Raw genomic sequence first — 20,164 nt, forward strand, 5'->3', positions numbered from 1 at the left:
AGCCTTCTTCCATTCCGAGCTCAGACGAGACGATCCCACACTGGTGAAGATTCACGGACGTAGCGCAGTTCCTCGTCCGAAAGCTCATCTGGGACCATAGGCCACTGCATGGCTTGACGTGCGACGACAAAATCAATAACGACGGGGCGGTCATTGATAGCCATAGCTGCGGTGATGGTGGCATCTACCTCACTGGGGTGTTCACATCTAAAGCCAGCGCAGCCATATGCCTCGGCGAGTTTGACGAAGTCAGGCACGCCCACTGCGCCAGCTTCGGGTGCGGCGTGTTGGCCATAAATCAGGCCCTGCCGTGTGTTCAGCATGCCCAGCGAGGAGTTGTTGAGGATGGCGACTTTGATGGGGATGTTGTTGACCAGGCAGGTGGCGAGTTCTTGGTTGGTCATTTGGAAACAGCCGTCGCCGTCGATGGCCCACACTGTGCGATCTGGTTCGGCGACTTTGGCGCCCATCGCAGCAGGGACTGCATATCCCATCGTCCCTAGTCCCCCAGAGTTCAACCATGAGGCTGGACGTTCATAGGTGATGAACTGCGCAGCCCACATTTGATGCTGGCCAACACCAGAAACATATGTGGCTTCGGGGCCAACGAGGGTAGAGAGCCGTTCGAGTACGAATTGTGCTGCTAGCTGACCATCGGTGACGCTGTATCCGAGAGGGTATTGCTGCGCGATCTGGTGGGTTTCCTCACGCCAGGGGGCGTAATCACCCAGTGCGCCCTCGTGTCCTAGTGCGCTTAATAGTTCGATGGCGACGGCTTTTGCATCACCAACGATGGGGACATCTGCGGCTCGGTTTTTGCCGATCTCTGCTGCATCGATGTCGGCATGGATCACTGTGGCGGCAGGGGCGAAAGTGGCTGGCTTTCCGGTGACGCAGTCGTCGAAGCGGGCACCGATAGCAATAAGAAGATCACACTTTTGCAGGGCCATGACTGCCGCGGCGCAGCCGTGCATTCCTGGCATCCCTAGATGGAGAGGGTGAGAATCGGGGACAACGCCGCGCCCCATGAGAGTGGTGACGCAGGGGATTTGGGTCAGGTCAATGAGTCGGCGCAGATGGTACGCGGCACCAGCACGGACGGCGCCGCCGCCGAAGTAGAAAACAGGGCGTTGTGCCGAGCCGATAATTTTGGCTGCTTCTCGGATCTGTCGCTGGTGAGGTTTGGTTGCTGGTCTATACCCCGGGAGGTCGATTTTAGGCGGCCAGGAGAATTCGGTGTGTGTTGTCTGGGCGTCTTTGGTGATGTCGATAAGGACTGGGCCTGGCCTGCCTGTGGAAGCGATATGGAACGCGGATGCGATGACTGCGGGGATGTCACTGGGATTGGTGACGAGGAAGTTGTGTTTTGTAATCGGCATGGTGATGCCGCGAATATCTGCTTCTTGGAAAGCGTCTGTACCGATGGCTGAACTGGCGACTTGCCCGGTGATTGCTACCAGTGGGACGGAGTCCATGTGGGCATCAGCGATTGCGGTAACCAGGTTGGTTGCTCCGGGGCCAGAGGTAGCTATGCATACGCCGACCTTGCCGGTGACGCAGGCGTAGCCTTGCGCTGCGTGACCAGCTGCCTGTTCATGACGCACCAGGATGTGCCGCAAGGTGGTGGAGTTTAGTAGCGGCTCATAGACAGGCAAGATGGCGTCGCCAGGTATCCCGAAGATAACGTCTGCGCCTACTGCTTCAAGGGATTTGACGAGACTTTCAGCGCCCGTGACGGCGTGGACTTTACTGCTGTCGCTACGCAGTTCGGCGTTCTTCGCCATCTTCGGCGGCGAAGGGCGAGGTGCTCGTGAATTTGCCACGGGTGTGCCCACTTTCCTCGGGTGTAATTCACAACCTTCATATGGGCACTACAGCCTGTCAAAGTTCGGACAGATACGTCTCATCTGTCATGTCACTTATCACCCCTCACCACGCAACAAAATATGTGATAGATATCACATTCTTTTCCTGCGGGTCCGCAGCGCTAGGCGTAATTACTGACCACAGCCACGCACCCACGAAATCCATGTCACAAAAACTTCCGCAACAATCAGCGCATCCTGCTCTTGCGCAGGAGTTTTCACTCGACGTTAATAACGAAGACCTACCGGAACCTCTCAATACCGTTTACCGTTCCTTGGCAAGAACAGCGATTCCCCCTGAAGGAGCCTCAATGCGCCCATCCGCTTCGCAGGCTGCTTGGATGTGCCTCATCGCTAACGCGATCATCATCATCGTGACCGTCTCCCGCGGCACCCATTTCGTATGGCTCACCTGGTTCATCTTCGGCATGGTCATGCTCATCGGCATCACTGGCACGATCCTGGGACTGCGCGCTAAAAACATTCCCCTCACCGCGCTCAACACCGCCCTAACATTGACCGGCATTCCCCTCATCGTCACCCTGGCCTACCTACTTCACGGCATCTAAACCCACTCACACATCTAAAAACAGCGCAATTCCTTTTGACCACTTAGCAGCTCTAATACCCACACCAGGCAAGTACCACACGCCAGTGGCAACGCATACTTCACTGCACATTCGCCACTCCGCGATTCGACGACCATGTCTGTCGCCGGAATCACCGAAAGAGCATCTTTATGAAAACCAATATCACCCGCCTGGCACGAGTCTGCCTATCAGCCCTTTCAGCCAGCGCCCTAGTACTCACACTCGCTAGTACCGGCGCCACTGCAGCGCCTTCGGCACCAACAAACCCCACACCCGCTGCAACCGCTACTACCGCAGACCCATCCGTGGACGCCCTCGCCTCCGGCATCGAACGCTATCTCGTCAAAAAAGACAAAGAATCCGTATTCGACGTCGACAAAGCCCGCAAAGCTAAAGAATCTGAAGACATCATCGAAGCTGGCCAGGCATACAACGAACTACGTAACGCTTACACCGGCCCCAAAGCCACCGCACGCAGTTTCTCTCTCCCCATCTGGGGCAAATACTGCGGGCCAGGGCACAGCGGCCCTGGAGAACCTGTAGACACCCTCGACAAACTGTGCAAAGAACACGACGACTGCTATGGCGAACGCGCCTACTTCGACTGCCAGTGCGACGCAAAACTCAAGGCTGACATCAAGCGCCTCTCCCCCACCATGAAACGCAAAGAACGCATCGTGGCTGCAGCTGTCCGTGTGTGGTTCACCATCTCTCCCTGCAAAAAGTCATAACCAAAAAACTCTGCAAAACATCACACAACGGGCCCATAAGGATGCACACCGTTCACCCTTATGGGCCCCGCCCCATAGAACAACCTCATCCCCGACGGAACGCCACCACAGCAGACTCCTGGCTAGGAAAAGACTCCCAACTACCCGGATGAGCAACCACCGCAGCAGAAGCTGGCGGCCACCCATCCTCAGGATGAGCAGACCCAGCCGGAAGATGGTCAGCCAACTGACTTGCCAACTGTGGAACTGCCGGGAAATGCCCAATCACTACAACAACATGCGCGTCATTAGGTAGAGCATTCACCGACTCAATAATGTCGCGGGCCTCACCGTCATAAATCGCCTTATCAGCCCACAGATCATTAGCGCGCAAACCACCACGGGTTAATTCTTCCCATGTCTGCACCGTGCGAGTTGACGGCGAAACCACAGCAATATCAGGACGCACATTCTCGCCAACGAGCCACTCCCCCACCGTCCTGGCCGCGCTACGACCATCCCGATGCAACGGGCGCTCAAAATCACCCGCAGGAGAAGAAGACTTAGCCTTCGCATGCCGCATCAGGACAAGGACTCGCATATCCTCACCTTCTCCGGCAAAACCAGCCAATGCTGACGAAGCAACTAATGAAGAGTCGACCTCAGCAGCACTCTGCTCGCCAGCCGCTGAGGCCTGCTGCAGACGCCGACGCATGGCCCCAGGACCCTCAACCGTCTGCACACTCGTCATCGTTTAGCCCTCCACGCCCAAGGTTTCGAGGATCAGCTCACGCACGCGGGCGGCGTCCGCGCTTCCTTTTGTTGCCTTCATTACCTGACCGATCAAAGCACCTGCAGCCTGCACCTTACCGCCGCGGATCTTTTCTGCCACAGAAGGATTCGCAGCAATCGCCGCATCTACTGCTTCCTGGAGTGCACTGTCGTCATTGACCATGGCCAAACCACGGGCATCAGCAACCGCCGTCGGCGTCCCCTCACCAGCAAGAACACCTTCAAGCACCTGGCGCGCCATCGCATCCGACAGACGCCCCGAAGACACCAGCTGCTCTAACTCAGCAACATCAGCAGGAGCCAGCCCCATATCGACCAACTCACGCTCCTGAGCGTTCGCGCGGCGCAACACCTCACCCAGCCACCACTTACGCGCCCCAGCCGGGCTAGCGCCAGCCAGCACACTCTCATCAATCAGATCCAGCGCACCCGCACCGACCACATCACGCATCTCCAGATCAGTGAACCCCCACTCGCTCTGAAGACGCTCACGACGCAACCCCGGCGGCTCAGGCAATGTAGCCCGCAACTGCTCAATACGCTCGGCAGTTGTCACAATCGGCAACAAATCCGGCTCCGGGAAATACCGATAATCATCCGCATCAGACTTAGGCCGACCCGAACCAGTAATCCCCGTCCCCTCATTCCAGTGACGAGTCTCCTGCAACACCGGCCGCCCAGACTCCAACACCGCTGCCTGACGAGTCATCTCATAACGCACCGCGTCATGCACTGACCGCAACGAGTTCACATTCTTCGTCTCAGTACGCGTACCCAGCTTCACCGCAAGCTGCTCTGGCCCCAAACGATCCGCACCAGCACGCGGCCGCAAAGAAACGTTCGCATCACAGCGCAACGACCCCTGCTCCATCCGCGCATCACTGACCTTCAACGCCTGCATCAACTCACGCAATGCACCCACATACGCCCGAGCCACCTCCGGCGCACGCTCGCCAGCCCCATACAAAGGCCGCGTCACAATCTCGATCAACGGAATACCAGCTCGGTTGTAGTCAGCCAGCGAATAATCCGCACCCTGAATACGCCCAGTAGAACCACCGACATGCACCAACTTGCCGGCATCTTCCTCCATGTGCGCACGCTCAATCTCCACCCGGAAAACCGCGCCATCTTCCAACGTCACATCGAGATACCCATTCACCGCAATTGGGTTCTCTGCCTGCGAGGTTTGGAAGTTCTTCGTCATATCCGGATAGAAATAATTCTTCCGCGCAAACCGTGTCACTTGGTTAATCTCACAGTTCAACGCCAACCCGATCCGGATAGCCGACTCCACCGCAGCGGCATTCACCACCGGCAACGCCCCAGGCAACCCCAAACAGACCGGACACACATGCGTATTCGGCTCAGCACCAAAACGCGCCGAACACGAACAAAACATCTTCGTCGCCGTGTTCAACTCCACATGGACTTCAAGACCAATCACCGGGTCATACAGCTCAACAACTTCATCGAAATCGATCGTGTCCATCTCCGTGGCGGCAGCAGCCGCAATCGAAGCCAACTCCTTCGCGACCATGCTCATCGGTCCTCTCCTGTGATGTCAGCAGCCTTGCCCTCAAAGGCAGCCACGGCAGCAATAAGATCCGGCATCGACGCCAACACCGGCGCCCCCAACCGCTCACGCACAGCCCGCTCCAGCCCCGCACCCACACGGTAAAGACGATCATCAGCACGAGCTGGCGCAATAAACTGCATCCCCACCGGCAAACCATCTGCCGCTGAAGTACCAACAGGCACACTCATCGCAGGAAGACCAGCCAAGTTCGCCGGAATCGTCAAAGCATCAAGCACATACAAAGCCACCGGGTCATCAATCTTTTCACCCAGCACATACGGAGTCACCGTCGCCGTCGGCGAAGCAATCACATCCACCGACGCAAACGCAGCCGAAAAATCACCAGCAATCAGCGTGCGAACCTTCTGCGCCTGACCGTAATACGCGTCGTAATACCCCGAACTAAGCGCATACGTACCCAAAATGATGCGGCGCTTAACCTCCGGCCCAAAACCAGCCTCACGCGAAGCAGCCATCACCTGCTCCGCATCCGGCGAAGCCACACCCGCCGGCGCAACCCGACGCCCATATCGCATCGCGTCATAGCGAGCGAGATTACTGCTCGCCTCCGAAGGAAGAATCAGATAGTAAGCCGCCACCCCATAACGGAAATGCGGCATCTCAATCTCCGTGATCTGCGCACCCGCAGCCTCAAGATCAGCGATCGCAGCAGCGTACTGCTCCAACACACCCTCACCGAAACTCTGCGCAGCCTCACCACTGATCAGCTCCGGAATCACCCCAACCCGCAGCCCCTGCAAATCACCATTACGCGCAGCCTCCACAACCGAAGGAACCGGATCAGGCAACGACGTCGAATCCCGCGGATCATGCCCACCCAACACCTCATGCAGCAACGCTGCATCCTCAACCGTATTCGCGCACGGACCAATCTGATCCAAACTGCTCGCCAAAGAGATCACCCCATACCGGGAAACCCCTCCATACGTAGGCTTCACCCCCACCGTGCCCGTAAACGCCGCCGGCTGACGAATCGACCCACCCGTATCCGACCCCACCGCCAACGGAGCCATATGCGCAGCAAGCACCGCCGCGCTACCACCGCCAGAACCACCCGGAACCCGATCCAACGCCCACGGATTACGCGTCACACCATACGCAGAATGCTCCGTCGACCCACCCATCGCGAACTCATCCATATTCGTCTTACCCAAAATCGGCATCCGCGCCTGACGAATCCGTTCCACCACCGTGGCGTCATACGGAGGCATCCAGCCCTGCAAAAACCGACTCGCTGCCGTCGTAGGCTGCCCCACCGTCGCCGCGATGTCCTTCACCGCAATCGGCACCCCCGCCAACGGCGGCAACACCTCACCAGCCGCACGCGCCGCATCCACCTCACGCGCTACCGCCAACGCCTCCTCATCATTACGGTGCAAGAAAGCGTGAACCACACCATCCACAGCATCAATACGGTCCAAAAAAGCCCGAGTGACCTGCTCAGAAGTCACCTCACCGGCACGCATCGCCGCAGCCAACTCAACGGCCGAAGCACGCACAATCTGCTCAGGGGTGCTCAGCATCGGCACCTGCTCCTCACACTCCACAGACGAATCAACAAAAGAAGACGAGCCATCACAGGCCCCAGAAGAAACACCAGCCACGTCAGTCCTCACCAAGAATGCGCGGCACCACGAAACGGCCATCCTCAGCCTCAGGGGCATTACCCAACACAGCCTCACCAGACAAACCCTCACGCGGCTCATCTGCGCGCAGCACAGTATTCATCGCCACAGGATTAGCCATCGGCTCCACATCCGCCGAAGCCACCTCACCCACCAACGCGACCGCGTCGAGGATCCCATCCAGCTCACCCGCAAGCCGGCTCAGCTCCTCGTCGTCCATCTCGATACGGGCCAGCATGGCCAGGTGCGCTACCTGGTCTTTCGAAATCGACGCCATGAAACCACCATACGCGGCAAACACCCCCAGCCCCGAGCTGGCCACCATCAACAAGGCTCCACCCCACGCGCAATCTCACACACCCGACGAAACGCCGTCGTCCCCGGAGTCATCACCCCCATATGCCCAGACGCACCAGCCACACACTCCCCAACCCGATGACCACCAACCTCCTCCTCCCACACCCCCGCTCCGAAAACCTCCACCCCCACCAAACCCCGCGGATCCACCCCCAACGGCGCAACCCCCACCCCAGACAACAGAAAAACCCACCGCACCGGATCACCCGGAGCAGTACACACAAACCGACGCACCCAACGCCGCCGCCCCCACACATCCCACCGCGCATAATCAGCCACCGAACGCACCCCCGGCCCTGCCCCCGGGGACCCAAGATGCACCACCACATCCGCAGGCAACCCCACCCGTTCCGCCGCCCCCACCATTGCCGCCCCATAACTATGACCAACCACCGTCACCCGCACCCCCACCGAACCACCAGGTACCCCCAACGCCACCACATCCGAAACCAAAGCCCGCCCCGCCGAAACCGCAAACCGCCCCGAAGACGACTCATTCACAATCCCCGTCGGAAACTCATCCCCCACCCAGCACAACGCCGCCGTCCGCCCCGCCGGATCAGACTCCACCAACACCCGACAACTGTGCTCAGGCATATGAAACCCATACATCCCCGACCCAGTCCCCGGAACAAACACCACCACATTGCGCGTCCGCTCATCCCAACAACCAATCAACTCCACAACATGCCCCACCCCCACCGCATCAAACGCCCACACACACCGCGCCCTACCCCCAGGACGCTCCATCAACAAACGCAGCCACAACCGCACCCGCGCCCGCAAATCACGCCGCACAAACAACGGATAATCCGTCTTCAACGCCACCCACGTCCGCGCCGGCTCCACCCCCGTATACACCGACAACAACCACGACCGCACCCGCCGCAGCACACTCGAGGCATCCCCCACCCGCCTAGCCACCGCCCGCGCTTCCAGCTCCACATCAACACCCCGAGCACACCCCAACTCCGCCCGAATCACCGACGCATTCGCCCTCCCCCGCAACAACGGATCCGCCCCCGGCAACGCACCCACCACACGCGGCCACAACAACATCAACCGCTCCCGCCCCTGCCACCCCAAAGCCACCAACGCCGCACGCACCTCCTCCACCACCCTCACCCCCACCTGAACCCCACCCAACTGACCCCGCACCCGCACCACCGCCGCCCGCGCAGCCGCGCACTCCACCCCACCCACACCAGCCCCCTGAGCCAACTCCACCACCCGCATCGCCGCCTCAACACTCAACGGAACCCCCAAACCCACCGACTCCAACCCTTCCCGAGCAAAACGCACCCGCACCCGCGGATCTCCCAACACCGCCACCCGCAACACCGGCAAAGCCAACCCCGCACACTCCACCCGCGACCCCACCGCCACCTCACTACCTACCCCCCGAACACCCAACACCTGCGACCACCGACGCTCACCCGCCTGCGGAACCCCACGCACACACTCCTGCACCAACTCCCGCACCCGCACATCCACCTGAGACAACGCATCCGTATGCACCCGCAACTCATCCCGCAACCGCCCCACCTGCCACCACCTACCCACCGGCAACGACTCTAATTCCCCCACCAACCGCGCAACCTGCACCCCATGCTCACCCAATGCCTGCGCCAGCACCTCACACGCCGAGGCCGCCTGCTCAATTGCCGCAAACACTCCCACTAGCTCCGGCGACACCCCCTCATCAGCCACCCCACCCAACACCTCCTGAACCATTCCCACCCCCCGCGACAACTCACGCCCCCGCTGCCGCAAAACCTGCGCCAACCACACAAACCCCTCAGGGTCCTGCGTCATCCACGGATGCACCACCACCCCAAACAACCACGACCTCACCGATGCTCACCACCAGCAGCAACAGCCTCCACAAAATCCGCCAAATCCGAGCACCACAACCCCAACCCCAACACCAAGTCATACGCCGCATGACCAGTCGTAGAACCAGGCAACGCACCATCCAAATACGTCAAATCCCCCGCTACACCATCACACCCACCCGCAGCACGAATAATCTCCGCAGCCTGCCGCAACTGCTGCACATCACTGTCGTCCATCCCCCCACTCTCGCAGCCAAACACCCCAAAACGACACCATCACGCGCCGAGCAACCCCGCACCAACCCCACCAACAACCACCACAACCCCCGTCACCACAGCAGCCAACACCACCGGAGCCCCACCAACTGCCCGCAACCGCGACGCCTTTACTCCACACCCCAACGCAAACATCGCCGTCGACAAACACACCACCTGAACCCACCGAGCAATTTCCAACACTCCCACCGGCACCACCCCCACACTGCGCACACCCACCGCAACCAAAAAACCCACCACAAACAACGGAACTGCCGGCGGCAACGACACCCGACCCTGCCCACCGGCAGCACGCACACGACGACGCACTCCCAACGACAGCACCGCCGCCACAGGCGCCAACATCACCACCCGCCCCAACTTCACCATCACCGCAACCGTCAACGCAGCAGGCCCCACCACCCCAGCACCAGCAACAACCTGCGCCACCTCATGCGTCGAAGCCCCCACCCACCTACCCGCCTGCACCACCGAAAACCCCACCACACCAGCCAACACCGGAATCAACGGAATCATCAGCGTGCCAAACAACACCACCAACGCCAACGCCGTCACCACATCCGACTCATCCTTGTCCTCAACCAAATCCTCCACACCCGCCACCGCAGCCGCACCACAAATCGAAAACCCCGCACCAATCAACGTGCGCAACCCACGCGAAACCCCCAACAACCGCCCCACCACCTCAGCAGCAACAAACCCAGCCACCACAACCGCCACCACCAACACCACCGTGCCCCACCCCAACGCCACCACATCCACCAACGAACACGACAACCCCAACGCCACAATCCCCACCCGCAACACCCGCTTAGAAGCCACCGCCATCCCCGGCTCCCACCTACACGGCAACTCCACCACATTCCCCACCACCACCCCCAGCACAATCGCCACCAACAGCGCACTCACCGCCGGAACCACCAACCCCAACAACCAGGACACCCCCCATCGCAGCCACCCCCACCAGCGCAGAAAACACCAACCCCGGCCACACAGCACCCACCCCCACGCCCCTACCTGCACTCACTCCTGCCCCACCTCATCACCCACAGCAACCGGCCCACCAGCAAGCAAAGCCACAAACCCCTCCTCATCCAAAATGCGCAGCCCCAACGACTCCGCCTTCGTTGCCTTCGACCCAGCATTAGCCCCCACCACCACATAGTCAGTCTTCTTACTCACTGACCCAGCCGCCTTACCGCCACGAGCCAAAATCGCCTCCTTAGCACCATCACGCGTAAACCCCTCCAACGACCCCGTCACCACCACCGTCAACCCAGCCAACGTCGCCGACACCGACTCATCCACTTCATCGGCCATCCGCACCCCAGCACGCGCCCACGCCTGAACAATCTCCACATGCCAATCAACCTCAAACCACGCACGCACCGACTCCGCAATCACCGGCCCCACCCCATCAGTAGCTGCCAAATCCTCCACATGGGCAGCCCGAATAGCATCCATCGACCCATACTTCGCCGCTAATGCACGCGCTGCCGTCGGCCCCACATGACGAATCGACAAAGCCACCAAAACCCGCCACAACGGCTGAGACTTACGCTCCTCCAACTGGTCAAACAACTTATCCGTCGTCACTCGAGGCTTCGAAGGCTCCTTCACCTGCCCATTAGCCGTGTACTTCGCCGCCGTCCAGAAATACAACTGCTTCTCCGGCGGCAACTCCACCACCTCACCAGCCCGACGCCGCCGCGGCGTACGCCACACCCGCACCCCCCGCAAATCCTCCACCGTCAGATCAAACAACCCCGCCTCACTAGCCAACACCGGCACATCACGAGGCACCCCCTGCTCATCAGCCCACTCAGGCCGCCCCGCCTCCGGGTCAACCAGCGCCACCGCACCAGCCTCGCCCAACGCCTCAATATCAAACGCCCCCCTACCCGCGAGCGCGAACAAACGCTCCTTCAACTGGCTCGGGCACGAGCGTGCATTCGGACAACGAATGTCCTTATCGCCCTCTTTCTCATACGCCAACTCAGTGCCACAGCTAGGGCAATGCGTCGGCATCACAAACTCCCGCTCACTGCCATCACGCAGATCCGCCACCGGCCCCAAAATCTCCGGAATCACATCACCGGCCTTACGCAACACCACCGTGTCACCAATAAGCACGCCCTTACGCCGCACCTCAAAAGCGTTATGCAACGTCGCCATACCCACCGTCGAACCAGCCACCGTGACCGGCTCCATCATCCCGAACGGCGTCACCCGACCCGTACGCCCCACATTCACGAGAATGTCACGCAGCTTGGTCGTCACCTCCTCCGGCGGATACTTATACGCCGTCGCCCAGCGCGGAGCCCGCGAGGTGTACCCCAACCGGCGCTGCGTAGAGGCCTCATCTACCTTGATGACGATCCCGTCAATTTCATGCTCAACGTCATGACGATGCTCACCGAAATACCGGACCCGCTCCACGATGTCCTCAAACCGGGTCACCGTGACATTGTTCGACGCCGTCGGCAACCCCCAACCACGCAGAATCTCGTATGCCTGGCTCTGGCGCTGCACATCAAACCCACTGCGCGCACCAATGCCATGCACCAGCATCCGCAACGGCGCTTTACCCGTCTTAGCTGGATCTTTCTGCCGCAACGACCCCGAAGCTGAATTACGCGCATTCGCATACGGCTTTTCCCCGGCCTCCACGCGGGCAGCATTGAACTCGGTGAACGACTCCGTCGGAAAGAAAATCTCCCCCCGCACCTCGACCATCTGAGGAATCGGTACCCGCACCGAATCCTCATCATGAGCATCCGCTGGCTGGGTCAACGTGTGCGGAACACCAGCGATAGTGAGCACATTCGCTGTCACATCCTCACCAGTAACCCCATCCCCACGCGTCAATGCCCGCGTCAACTGACCGTTCTCATACAGCAGATTGATCGCCAACCCATCAATCTTCAGCTCCGTGAGGAAATGCAGCTCACCCTCAGCTGTTTCCGTCTCGGCAAGCACACGATCAAACCACTCCCGCAGCTCGGCCTCGTCAAACACATTGTCAAGGCTGTACATGCGCTCAAGGTGATTTACCGCCGTGAACTCAGCAGAAACGCCGCCCCCCACCTGCTGCGTCGGCGAATCCGGCACCCGCAGCTGCGGATACTGCTCTTCCAAGGCCACTAGGCGCTGATACAGCGCATCGAACTCACCATCAGAGAGAACCGGCTGCTGCTCGTAGTACAACCGCCGGTGTTCCCGCACCTGCTCAGCCAATTCCTCCCATTGGTGCCGCTGCGCCGATGATGGCTCATCAGCAGCAGAAACGACACCCGCCGCGTCAGGGGAAGAAGAAAGACCGGTGCTGTGCGTGGAAGAACTCACTCCCCCATGGTGCCGCACACCACCGGCCTGGCTACACAAACTTCAGCCGTTTCCGGCTTTAAGAGAGCCGGAAACTACCCGCCAACGTATCCAACTCTGCAGACAAACGAGCCACTGTCGCCGCAGACTCCTGCGTGTGATGAGCCTCTTCAGCTGCATGGCTCGCGGAGGAACTCACTGAGCTGATGTTGTTGCTAATCCCCATCGCAGACTCGGCTGTGTCATGCGCAGACCTACTCATCTCGTTGGTAGTAGCAGTCTGTTCCTCCACCGCCGAAGCGATCGTGGTTTGGCTCTCATTGATGCGTTCAATGATCTGGCTAATCGTGATCAACGCCGCAGCCGTCTCCTCCGCATCATGCTGAATCGACAACACCCGCTGCGAAATATCTTCCGTGGCAGAAGCGCTCTGCTGAGCAAGGTCTTTGACCTCACCAGCAACCACAGCAAAACCTTTACCGGCCTCTCCAGCACGGGCTGCCTCAATCGTGGCATTCAAAGCCAACAAGTTTGTCTGCTCAGCAATCGACGTGATCGACTTGACCACATCACCGATCTGCGCCGAACTTTCACCCAACTTAGCCACCGTGACTGTGGTCTCTTCTGCAGCCCGCACCGCCTCACGAGCCACCTCCGAAGCCTTCACCGCCGATCCCGAGATCTCACGAATCGAAGCTGTCATCTCCTCGGTGCCCGCGGCCACCGTCGAAGCATCACCAGTCACCGAGGTAGCAGCTGTAGAGGCCGTGTCTGCCGCTGTGCGTGTGTCCTCGGCGTTGCGAGAGAGCCGCTCGGCCGTTTGCTGAAGCTGCCCTGACTCACTGGCCAACGACCGAGCAGTCGCAGCAACCGTAGTGAGAATTTCATTGAACTGATCGTTCTGGCTGTTGAAGGCACGCGCAAGATCATGCAACTCAGTTACCCCAGCTGGAGTGAGCCGGAACGTCAAATCCTTCGGATCGCGAACATTAATGTTGTGGGCATACTCACGAACAACACGGCCCATTTGACGACTAAAAACAACAAGAACAGCAACAAGAGCAGCCGCTAAGGCCGCTGCCGAGAGAACAAGAAAAATCTCAGCAGCCTGACGTGAGCTTTGCGCATCTTTTGAATCTTGCGTCACACGGTTAGTGAGCGTCTCAACAAACTTGTCAATAGAGGCCATAATCCCACCGGCCGCATTCTGGTAATCCTTGCCGTACACCAGATCAATAGCGGTTTCGCGTTTCTTAGCCGCTGAAAGCGCCGAATCCTCCGCCGTCATGTTCCACGCAGCAACCGCTTTAGGCATCTGCGATGTAGAAACATTTCCAGCTTCAAGAACCAACCGCATAGCACGTGTCTCTGCGGCAACAAGCGCCCCCGAATCATCCGAAGCCTTCTTCACCATTGCAAGCTCAGAATCAGGAGTTTCTAACTGGCGCAAAGTAGCCAGGGCACGCTCCTGGCGCTTAGTTTCGTCAATCTCTTTCCAATACGCGTCAAGCCACTGCCTATCACCGGTGGAGACATATGCACGCACCATATTGGTCAGGAAAGCCGATGATGCGGAAATGTCCTGCGCCGCAGCAATCGACGTATAACGCGCCGAAGATGCCTTCGTCGAAGCACCGGCGGCACGTACGGTGAATACCGTGCACACCGCAGCAACAACAACAAGAACTGCCGCAACAATCGCAGCTATTCGGGTAATACGAGACTGACTCATGTGAACACGGCCTTCACGAAAAAGGACTCTAGGCCCAGGATAGGGATCAGCCCCCTATCGGCACCCCTGCCCAGTTCGTAAACCCAGCAACACCATCAACCTCTCACGCAACCACGTCCTGGCGGAACAGCTTCGCCGCATCCACCACCCGTGCCTGCACCCCGGCAGCAAACGAGGCCGACACCGCACCAGCCAACCCGCACGCCGGCGTCACCGTAATCAAATCCGCTGCCTCACCCCCCAGCCCAAGCATCCCCAACGGACGCTCCACATGTTCAGCCAGCTCACGCGCCCCCGGCATCACACCATTCAACGGCACTGGAACACCCGTCCACAGCCCACCACCAGCCTCTAAATGCTCAGCACACTCCTCCCACTGGCGCGTATCTAACAACGACACATCGACCGCCACCGCATCAGCCCCCGCCCGACGCAACAACCCCACCGACACCCCCGGCGCGCAACAGTGCATCACCACCGACTTCACCGCACTGCGTTGACGCACTTGATCACACATCTGATGCATCACCATCACCACCTCGTCTTGCCCCACCGCGGCATGACACCGATACCCCGACGACGTCCGCAAACTCCCCGACAACACCGCAGGCAAAGACGGTTCATCCAACTGCAAAATCACACTCGCCTGCGGAAAAAGACTGCCGATATGACTCACATGCTCGGCGATCCCCTCACCCAACGCCTGCGCAACATCACGCACCGCCCCTTCATCGGCCAACACCCTCTCCCCCCGGAAAAGGCGAAGATTAGCCGCCAACGTCCACGGACCCACAAAAGACACCTTGAATGCCCCATCCCAGCCATAAAAAGCCGCCGCAACCACGTCTTTGTCCTGCTGCAAAAACGATGACGCCCGTGCCATATCAACCCCAGCATGATCCACCAACCGCCACCCCGACGGCTGCAAATCCACTGCCAATTCAGCCAATACAGCGGCCGAGCGACCAATCATGTCTGCCCCCGGACCCCGCGCTGGCAGCTCTGGCATATACGGCACACCCCGCACTCCCGTACCCGCCGAATCCACTGCACCCACCGTTTGAGCCACCCCATCCACAGCAGCAAAAACGTCAATACCTGCCCACGATCCGATACCAGAAGCTCCAGTCACTGGTACAGATTAAAAGAACACCTATGCTCAGGCCCACCACTTCAAAAACAACAACGCAGCACACGAGCCTCACACGGCTCAGAACCACCCCTCTGGAGGTGACCGGGTGAACACCACCCAACCGGCAAGCACCACGCCACCACAACGCGACACTTTCTCATCGCGCAAAATCTTCATCCTCGCCGCCATCGGCTCAGCCGTCGGCCTAGGCAACATCTGGCGATTCCCCTACGTCGCCTACGAAGGCGGCGGCGGGGCATTCATGATCCCCTACGCCACCGCCCTCCTCCTAGCCGGTATTCCCCTCCTCCTACTCGACTACGCCATCGGTCACAAATACCGCGGCGGCGCTCCCCTAGCCCTACGACGCCTCCACCCCAAAGCCGAATGGATCGGCTGGTGGATGGTATTCGTGTGCGTCATCATCGCCTCCTACTACGCCGTCATCCTCGCCTGGGCCGCCCGATACGTCGGCTTCTCCCTCGACCACAGCTGGGGCAACAACCCTGAACGCTTCTTCATGGACACCTTCGTCCAAGTAACCAAACCAAACACACTCAGCTTCGACTTCGTCCCCGGCGTAGCCATTCCCCTCATCATCGTCTGGATCGTCGTCATCGCGATCATGGCCTCCGGCGTCGACAAAGGCATCGGACTACTCTCAGCCGTCTTCATCCCCTTGCTCGTATCAGCCTTCGCCCTCATGGTCGCGATCTCCCTCACTCTGCCCGGCGCGCTGACCGGACTCGACGCGATCTTCACCCCCGACTGGAGCGCCCTCACCCATCCCAAAGTCTGGATGTCAGCAGTCAGCCAGATCTTCTTCTCTCTGTCCGTGGGTTTCGGCATCATGATCACTTACTCCAGCTACGTCGACCGCCGCACCGACATGACCGGCTCAGGACTCATCGTCGGCTTCGCCAACTCCAGCTTCGAACTCCTCGCCGGAATCGGTGTCTTCGCTGCCCTGGGATTCATGGCCAACGCTTCCGGAGTTCCCGTATCCCAAGTAGTTTCCAGCGGAATCGGCCTAGCCTTCATCGCCTTCCCCACCATCATCAGCCAAGCCCCCTTCGGCTCACTGATCGGCGTGCTGTTCTTCCTGTCGCTGCTGATCGCAGGAGTCACATCCATGGTCTCCATCCTGGAAGTAGGCGTCTCCGCACTGCGCGAAAAACTCGGCCTAGGCCGCATCGCCGGAACCATGCTGCTGTGCCTGCCCGTAGCCACCCTGAGCATCGCCCTCATGGGCACCCACACCGGCCTGCCCGTACTGGACACCCTCGACTCTTTCGTCAACAGCTTCGGTATTCTCCTGGGCGCCATGGTGATGATGCTGGCTATCACTTACATCTTCAAGAAGCTGCCAGCACTACGTGACCACCTCAACTACCACGGAACCTTCAAAGTCAACCGCACGTGGCGGTTCCTGGTCGGCGTAGTCGTTCCTCTCACCCTGGCCTACCTACTCATCACCGACGTAGCGACCCAACTAGCCAAACCCTACGGCGACTACCCGCAATGGTTCGTCAACACCTTCGGCTGGGGCATGACCTTCCTGCTACCGGTACTCGGCATTACTGTCTCCCTTCTTCCCTGGAAACAGTCCGCCACTTTGGACGCCGAGCACGCCCACGAAGACTACGAAGAAGGGCTCACCGCCGCCTACACCAGCACAGCCGAGGAGAACCACTAACATGTCCACCATCGCCATCGTCATGATGACCCTCTTCGGCAGCATCATCTGGGGCGGCCTAACCACCGCCATCATCTACGGATCCCGCGGCATCGAAACCGACGCCGCCAAATACCTCAGCGCCCACCCCGAAATCGACGCCTAAACCACACCACGGCGGGGAGGGGCTCTATCACCGAGTCTCGGTAACAAAGCCCCTCCCTGCCGTTTAGATCAGAACGGAGTGGAACACGCAACCTCACTCAGTGTCATCGTCCACCCAATCCAACGTCCTGCTGACTGCCTTCTTCCAGTTGCGGAGCAAACGCTCACGCTCCTCAGCTGGCATCCGCGGCTCCCAACGCTGGCTCTCCGACCAGTTAGCCGCCACTTCCTCCCCGCCTGACCAGAATCCGACCGCGATACCTGCCGCGTAAGCAGCACCCAGGGCGGTCGTTTCTGCCACCGAAGGCAACACCACAGGCACACCCAACATGTCGGACTGGAACTGCATGAGGGTCGAGTTGGCCGTCATGCCACCATCGACCTTGAGCTCACTCAACTCCACATTGTGAGCTTTAGCATCAGCGATCATCGCATCCATCACTTCACGCGTCTGATACGCCGTAGCCTCCAACGCCGCACGTGCGATGTGCCCCTTATTCACGTATCGAGTCAACCCAGCGAACACGCCACGGGCCTCTGGACGCCAATGCGGCGCAAACAACCCAGAGAACGCTGGCACGATGTACGCACCACCGTTGTCCTCAACCGTTGCAGCCAATTCCTCCACCTGTTCAGCTGAAGAAATCAACCCCATGTTGTCGCGAAGCCACTGCACCAGCGACCCCGCCACAGCAACTGAGCCTTCCAACGCGTACACCGCCGGTTCATCACCGATCTTGTAACACAGCGTTGTCAGCAACCCGTTTTCACTGTTTACCGGCTTGGTTCCCGTGTTGATGAGCATGAAGCAACCAGTGCCATACGTGTTCTTCGCCATTCCCGGCTCAAAGCAGGCCTGCCCGAAAGTTGCTGCTTGCTGATCTCCCAGAATTCCAGCAATGGGAGTATTGACCAGGAGCCCTTGCGGACGTCCGTAGCCATACACCTCAGAGGAAGAGCGGATCTCGGGCAGCATCGACATGGGGATACCCATGTCAGCGCAGATCGACTCATCCCATTTCAGGCTTCGGTAATCCATGAGCATCGTGCGCGAAGCGTTCGTCACGTCAGTCAGGTGGACTCCACCGTGCACACCACCAGTGAGGTTCCACAGGACCCAGGTGTCCGTTGTGCCGAAAAGCAGGTCCCCTGCTTCGGCGCGTTCACGTGCTCCTTCAACGTTTTCCAGGATCCATGCCACTTTCGGTCCGGAGAAGTACGTGGCCAGTGGCAGACCACACACCGACTTGTATTTGTCGGGTCCTTCTTCTCCGGCGAGACGGTCACAGATTTTCTGAGTGCGGGTGTCTTGCCAGACAATGGCGTTATAAACCGGTTCACCGGTGTTTTTGTCCCATACCACTGCGGTTTCGCGCTGGTTGGTGATGCCCACTGCCGCGATTTCGTGGCGGTTGAGCTCACCGCGCGATAGTGCCTGGCCTACGGCTTCGCGCACATTGCGCCAGATCTCCATTGGGTCGTGTTCCACCCAGCCGGCTTTGGGAAAAATCTGTTCGTGCTCAAGTTGTCCGACCGAGATGATCTTTCCGCTGTGGTCGAACACGATTGCCCGTGAGCTGGTGGTGCCTTGGTCGATGGCCAGCACGTATTTTTTCGGAGTTTCTTGGAGTGCGGCCTCTTGAGTTGTCATGACATATGCCTTTCACGTCCTTGTGACAAAGATCAATAAGCAGTTGCTGGGTTCTCAGAAGACCATCGCAAACAGTCCTGCCGCTGTTCCGCCGATAAGTGGTCCTACTACGGGCACCCAGGCGTAGGCCCAGTCGCTTGGGCCTTTGCCGCGGATCGGCAGGATGGCGTGGGCGATGCGGGGTCCTAGGTCGCGTGCAGGGTTGATTGCATACCCGGTTGGTCCGCCCAAAGAGAGGCCAACACCGACGACGAGTAGTGCCACGGCGAGGGGGCCAAGTTCGCCTGGGGAGTGACCAAACTCCAGGATTACTAGCACCATGACGAAGGTTGCGATGGCTTCTGTGAATAGGTTCCACCCGTAGGACCGGATGGCTGGGCCGGTGGAGAACACGCCTAGTTTGTCTTCAGCGGGGGCATCTTCATCGAAGTGTTTTTTATAGCTGAGGAATACGAGAATCGCGCCGAGGAAGGCGCCGAGTAGGTCAGCGATGATGTAGATCATCGTGGTGGTGATGTTGATAGGCACGCCTTTGGCGTACTCGTCGGCTCCGCTGAACAAGATGCCGAATGTGACAGCCGGGTTGAGGTGGGCCCCGGAACGGTAAGCGACATATACGGCCGAGAAAACGGCAAAGCCCCACCCGAAGGTGATAGCTACCCATCCCGCTGCGTGTGACTTTGTTTTAGGGAGTACTACGCCGGCTACTACCCCACCGCCGAGAAGAATGAGGACAGCGGTACCAACTAGCTCGGAAAGGAATATCTGCCCGAGCGTGGGCGCGGTAATAACCGGCGCAGTAACAAAGGCATTCATTGGGGGGAAGTCCTAACAC

The 20,164-nt window shown here is 59.4% G+C and carries 17 protein-coding genes; 4 read left to right on the plus strand and 13 right to left on the minus strand.

Annotated elements, in window-relative coordinates; all coding sequences use genetic code 11:
- Nucleotides 1-20: 20 nt before the first annotated feature.
- Complete coding sequence (locus AC2T9U_RS08825; RefSeq protein ID WP_493696950.1) at nucleotides 21-1,784, minus strand: acetolactate synthase large subunit; 1,764 nt, start codon at nucleotides 1,782-1,784, stop codon at nucleotides 21-23.
- A 392-nt stretch (nucleotides 1,785-2,176) separates the two neighbouring features.
- Here AC2T9U_RS08825 and AC2T9U_RS08830 point away from each other — a divergent pair, with 392 nt between their 5' ends.
- Together AC2T9U_RS08830 and AC2T9U_RS08835 are read left to right on the plus strand one after the other, a co-directional pair.
- The gene (locus AC2T9U_RS08830; RefSeq protein WP_147279153.1) at nucleotides 2,177-2,434 is read left to right on the plus strand and encodes a hypothetical protein; all 258 of its coding nucleotides are present in this window, start codon (nucleotides 2,177-2,179) and stop codon (nucleotides 2,432-2,434) included.
- A gap of 170 nt (nucleotides 2,435-2,604) precedes the next feature.
- Nucleotides 2,605-3,186: a phospholipase A2 family protein gene (locus tag AC2T9U_RS08835; protein ID WP_493695853.1), complete on the plus strand. Its 582-nt coding sequence runs from the start codon at nucleotides 2,605-2,607 to the stop codon at nucleotides 3,184-3,186.
- An 85-nt stretch (nucleotides 3,187-3,271) separates the two neighbouring features.
- Here the strand turns inward: AC2T9U_RS08835 and AC2T9U_RS08840 are convergent, their stop codons facing one another.
- The 10 genes from AC2T9U_RS08840 to AC2T9U_RS08885 form a co-directional block, all read right to left on the minus strand.
- Nucleotides 3,272-3,916 carry a SixA phosphatase family protein gene (locus tag AC2T9U_RS08840; RefSeq protein ID WP_115029464.1) on the minus strand — a complete coding sequence of 215 codons (645 nt, stop codon included), beginning with the start codon at nucleotides 3,914-3,916 and terminating at the stop codon, nucleotides 3,272-3,274.
- 3 nt (nucleotides 3,917-3,919) lie between these two features.
- Nucleotides 3,920-5,449: an Asp-tRNA(Asn)/Glu-tRNA(Gln) amidotransferase subunit GatB gene (gene gatB, locus AC2T9U_RS08845; RefSeq protein WP_115032390.1), complete on the minus strand. Its 1,530-nt coding sequence runs from the start codon at nucleotides 5,447-5,449 to the stop codon at nucleotides 3,920-3,922.
- 50 nt (nucleotides 5,450-5,499) lie between these two features.
- Nucleotides 5,500-7,080, minus strand: a complete 1,581-nt coding sequence (gene gatA, locus AC2T9U_RS08850; RefSeq protein WP_493696951.1) for an Asp-tRNA(Asn)/Glu-tRNA(Gln) amidotransferase subunit GatA — start codon at nucleotides 7,078-7,080, stop codon at nucleotides 5,500-5,502.
- 82 nt (nucleotides 7,081-7,162) lie between these two features.
- Nucleotides 7,163-7,459 carry an Asp-tRNA(Asn)/Glu-tRNA(Gln) amidotransferase subunit GatC gene (gene gatC, locus AC2T9U_RS08855; RefSeq protein ID WP_115032388.1) on the minus strand — a complete coding sequence of 99 codons (297 nt, stop codon included), beginning with the start codon at nucleotides 7,457-7,459 and terminating at the stop codon, nucleotides 7,163-7,165.
- 47 nt (nucleotides 7,460-7,506) lie between these two features.
- Nucleotides 7,507-9,393, minus strand: coding sequence for an alpha/beta hydrolase (locus AC2T9U_RS08860; RefSeq protein WP_493695854.1), 1,887 nt, complete (start codon nucleotides 9,391-9,393; stop codon nucleotides 7,507-7,509).
- Complete coding sequence (locus AC2T9U_RS08865; protein ID WP_147279151.1) at nucleotides 9,390-9,611, minus strand: hypothetical protein; 222 nt, start codon at nucleotides 9,609-9,611, stop codon at nucleotides 9,390-9,392. Before AC2T9U_RS08865 ends, AC2T9U_RS08860 begins: the two co-directional genes overlap by 4 nt.
- A gap of 39 nt (nucleotides 9,612-9,650) precedes the next feature.
- On the minus strand, nucleotides 9,651-10,592 hold the full coding sequence (locus AC2T9U_RS08870) for a YeiH family protein (RefSeq protein WP_493695855.1): 942 nt from the start codon (nucleotides 10,590-10,592) through the stop codon (nucleotides 9,651-9,653).
- Between the two features lie 81 nt (nucleotides 10,593-10,673).
- A complete protein-coding gene (gene ligA / locus AC2T9U_RS08875; RefSeq protein ID WP_493695856.1) occupies nucleotides 10,674-12,995 on the minus strand; it encodes an NAD-dependent DNA ligase LigA in 2,322 nt (773 codons plus the stop codon).
- Between the two features lie 58 nt (nucleotides 12,996-13,053).
- Complete coding sequence (locus tag AC2T9U_RS08880) at nucleotides 13,054-14,706, minus strand: methyl-accepting chemotaxis protein (protein ID WP_493695857.1); 1,653 nt, start codon at nucleotides 14,704-14,706, stop codon at nucleotides 13,054-13,056.
- A gap of 103 nt (nucleotides 14,707-14,809) precedes the next feature.
- Complete coding sequence (locus AC2T9U_RS08885) at nucleotides 14,810-15,838, minus strand: uroporphyrinogen decarboxylase/cobalamine-independent methonine synthase family protein (protein WP_493695858.1); 1,029 nt, start codon at nucleotides 15,836-15,838, stop codon at nucleotides 14,810-14,812.
- A gap of 106 nt (nucleotides 15,839-15,944) precedes the next feature.
- On the opposite strand from AC2T9U_RS08885, the gene AC2T9U_RS08890 reads away from it, so the two are divergent.
- The gene (locus AC2T9U_RS08890) at nucleotides 15,945-17,534 is read left to right on the plus strand and encodes a sodium-dependent transporter (protein WP_493695859.1); all 1,590 of its coding nucleotides are present in this window, start codon (nucleotides 15,945-15,947) and stop codon (nucleotides 17,532-17,534) included.
- A 1-nt stretch (nucleotide 17,535) separates the two neighbouring features.
- The gene (locus AC2T9U_RS08895) at nucleotides 17,536-17,679 is read left to right on the plus strand and encodes a methionine/alanine import family NSS transporter small subunit (RefSeq protein ID WP_115029454.1); all 144 of its coding nucleotides are present in this window, start codon (nucleotides 17,536-17,538) and stop codon (nucleotides 17,677-17,679) included.
- Nucleotides 17,680-17,772: 93 nt separating this feature from the next.
- On the opposite strand, the gene glpK is transcribed toward AC2T9U_RS08895, so the two are convergent.
- Together glpK and AC2T9U_RS08905 are read right to left on the minus strand one after the other, a co-directional pair.
- Entirely contained in the window at nucleotides 17,773-19,329 is a 1,557-nt protein-coding gene (gene glpK, locus AC2T9U_RS08900; RefSeq protein WP_208303031.1) for a glycerol kinase GlpK, read from the minus strand.
- 54 nt (nucleotides 19,330-19,383) lie between these two features.
- Entirely contained in the window at nucleotides 19,384-20,145 is a 762-nt protein-coding gene (locus tag AC2T9U_RS08905; protein WP_493695860.1) for an MIP/aquaporin family protein, read from the minus strand.
- Nucleotides 20,146-20,164: the final 19 nt, after the last annotated feature.

This window comes from Dermatophilus sp. B7861-1, assembly GCF_058996045.1.

Coding starts and splice junctions, on each gene's coding strand:
- AC2T9U_RS08825 (WP_493696950.1), bottom strand. CDS start 1,784: ATGGCGAAGAACGCCGAACTGCGTAGCGACAGCAGTAAAGTCCACGCC.
- AC2T9U_RS08830 (WP_147279153.1), top strand. CDS start 2,177: ATGCGCCCATCCGCTTCGCAGGCTGCTTGGATGTGCCTCATCGCTAAC.
- AC2T9U_RS08835 (WP_493695853.1), top strand. CDS start 2,605: ATGAAAACCAATATCACCCGCCTGGCACGAGTCTGCCTATCAGCCCTT.
- AC2T9U_RS08840 (WP_115029464.1), bottom strand. CDS start 3,916: ATGACGAGTGTGCAGACGGTTGAGGGTCCTGGGGCCATGCGTCGGCGT.
- gatB (WP_115032390.1), bottom strand. CDS start 5,449: ATGGACACGATCGATTTCGATGAAGTTGTTGAGCTGTATGACCCGGTG.
- gatA (WP_493696951.1), bottom strand. CDS start 7,080: ATGCTGAGCACCCCTGAGCAGATTGTGCGTGCTTCGGCCGTTGAGTTG.
- gatC (WP_115032388.1), bottom strand. CDS start 7,459: ATGGCGTCGATTTCGAAAGACCAGGTAGCGCACCTGGCCATGCTGGCC.
- AC2T9U_RS08865 (WP_147279151.1), bottom strand. CDS start 9,611: ATGGACGACAGTGATGTGCAGCAGTTGCGGCAGGCTGCGGAGATTATT.
- AC2T9U_RS08880 (WP_493695857.1), bottom strand. CDS start 14,706: ATGAGTCAGTCTCGTATTACCCGAATAGCTGCGATTGTTGCGGCAGTT.
- AC2T9U_RS08895 (WP_115029454.1), top strand. CDS start 17,536: ATGTCCACCATCGCCATCGTCATGATGACCCTCTTCGGCAGCATCATC.
- glpK (WP_208303031.1), bottom strand. CDS start 19,329: ATGACAACTCAAGAGGCCGCACTCCAAGAAACTCCGAAAAAATACGTG.
- AC2T9U_RS08905 (WP_493695860.1), bottom strand. CDS start 20,145: ATGAATGCCTTTGTTACTGCGCCGGTTATTACCGCGCCCACGCTCGGG.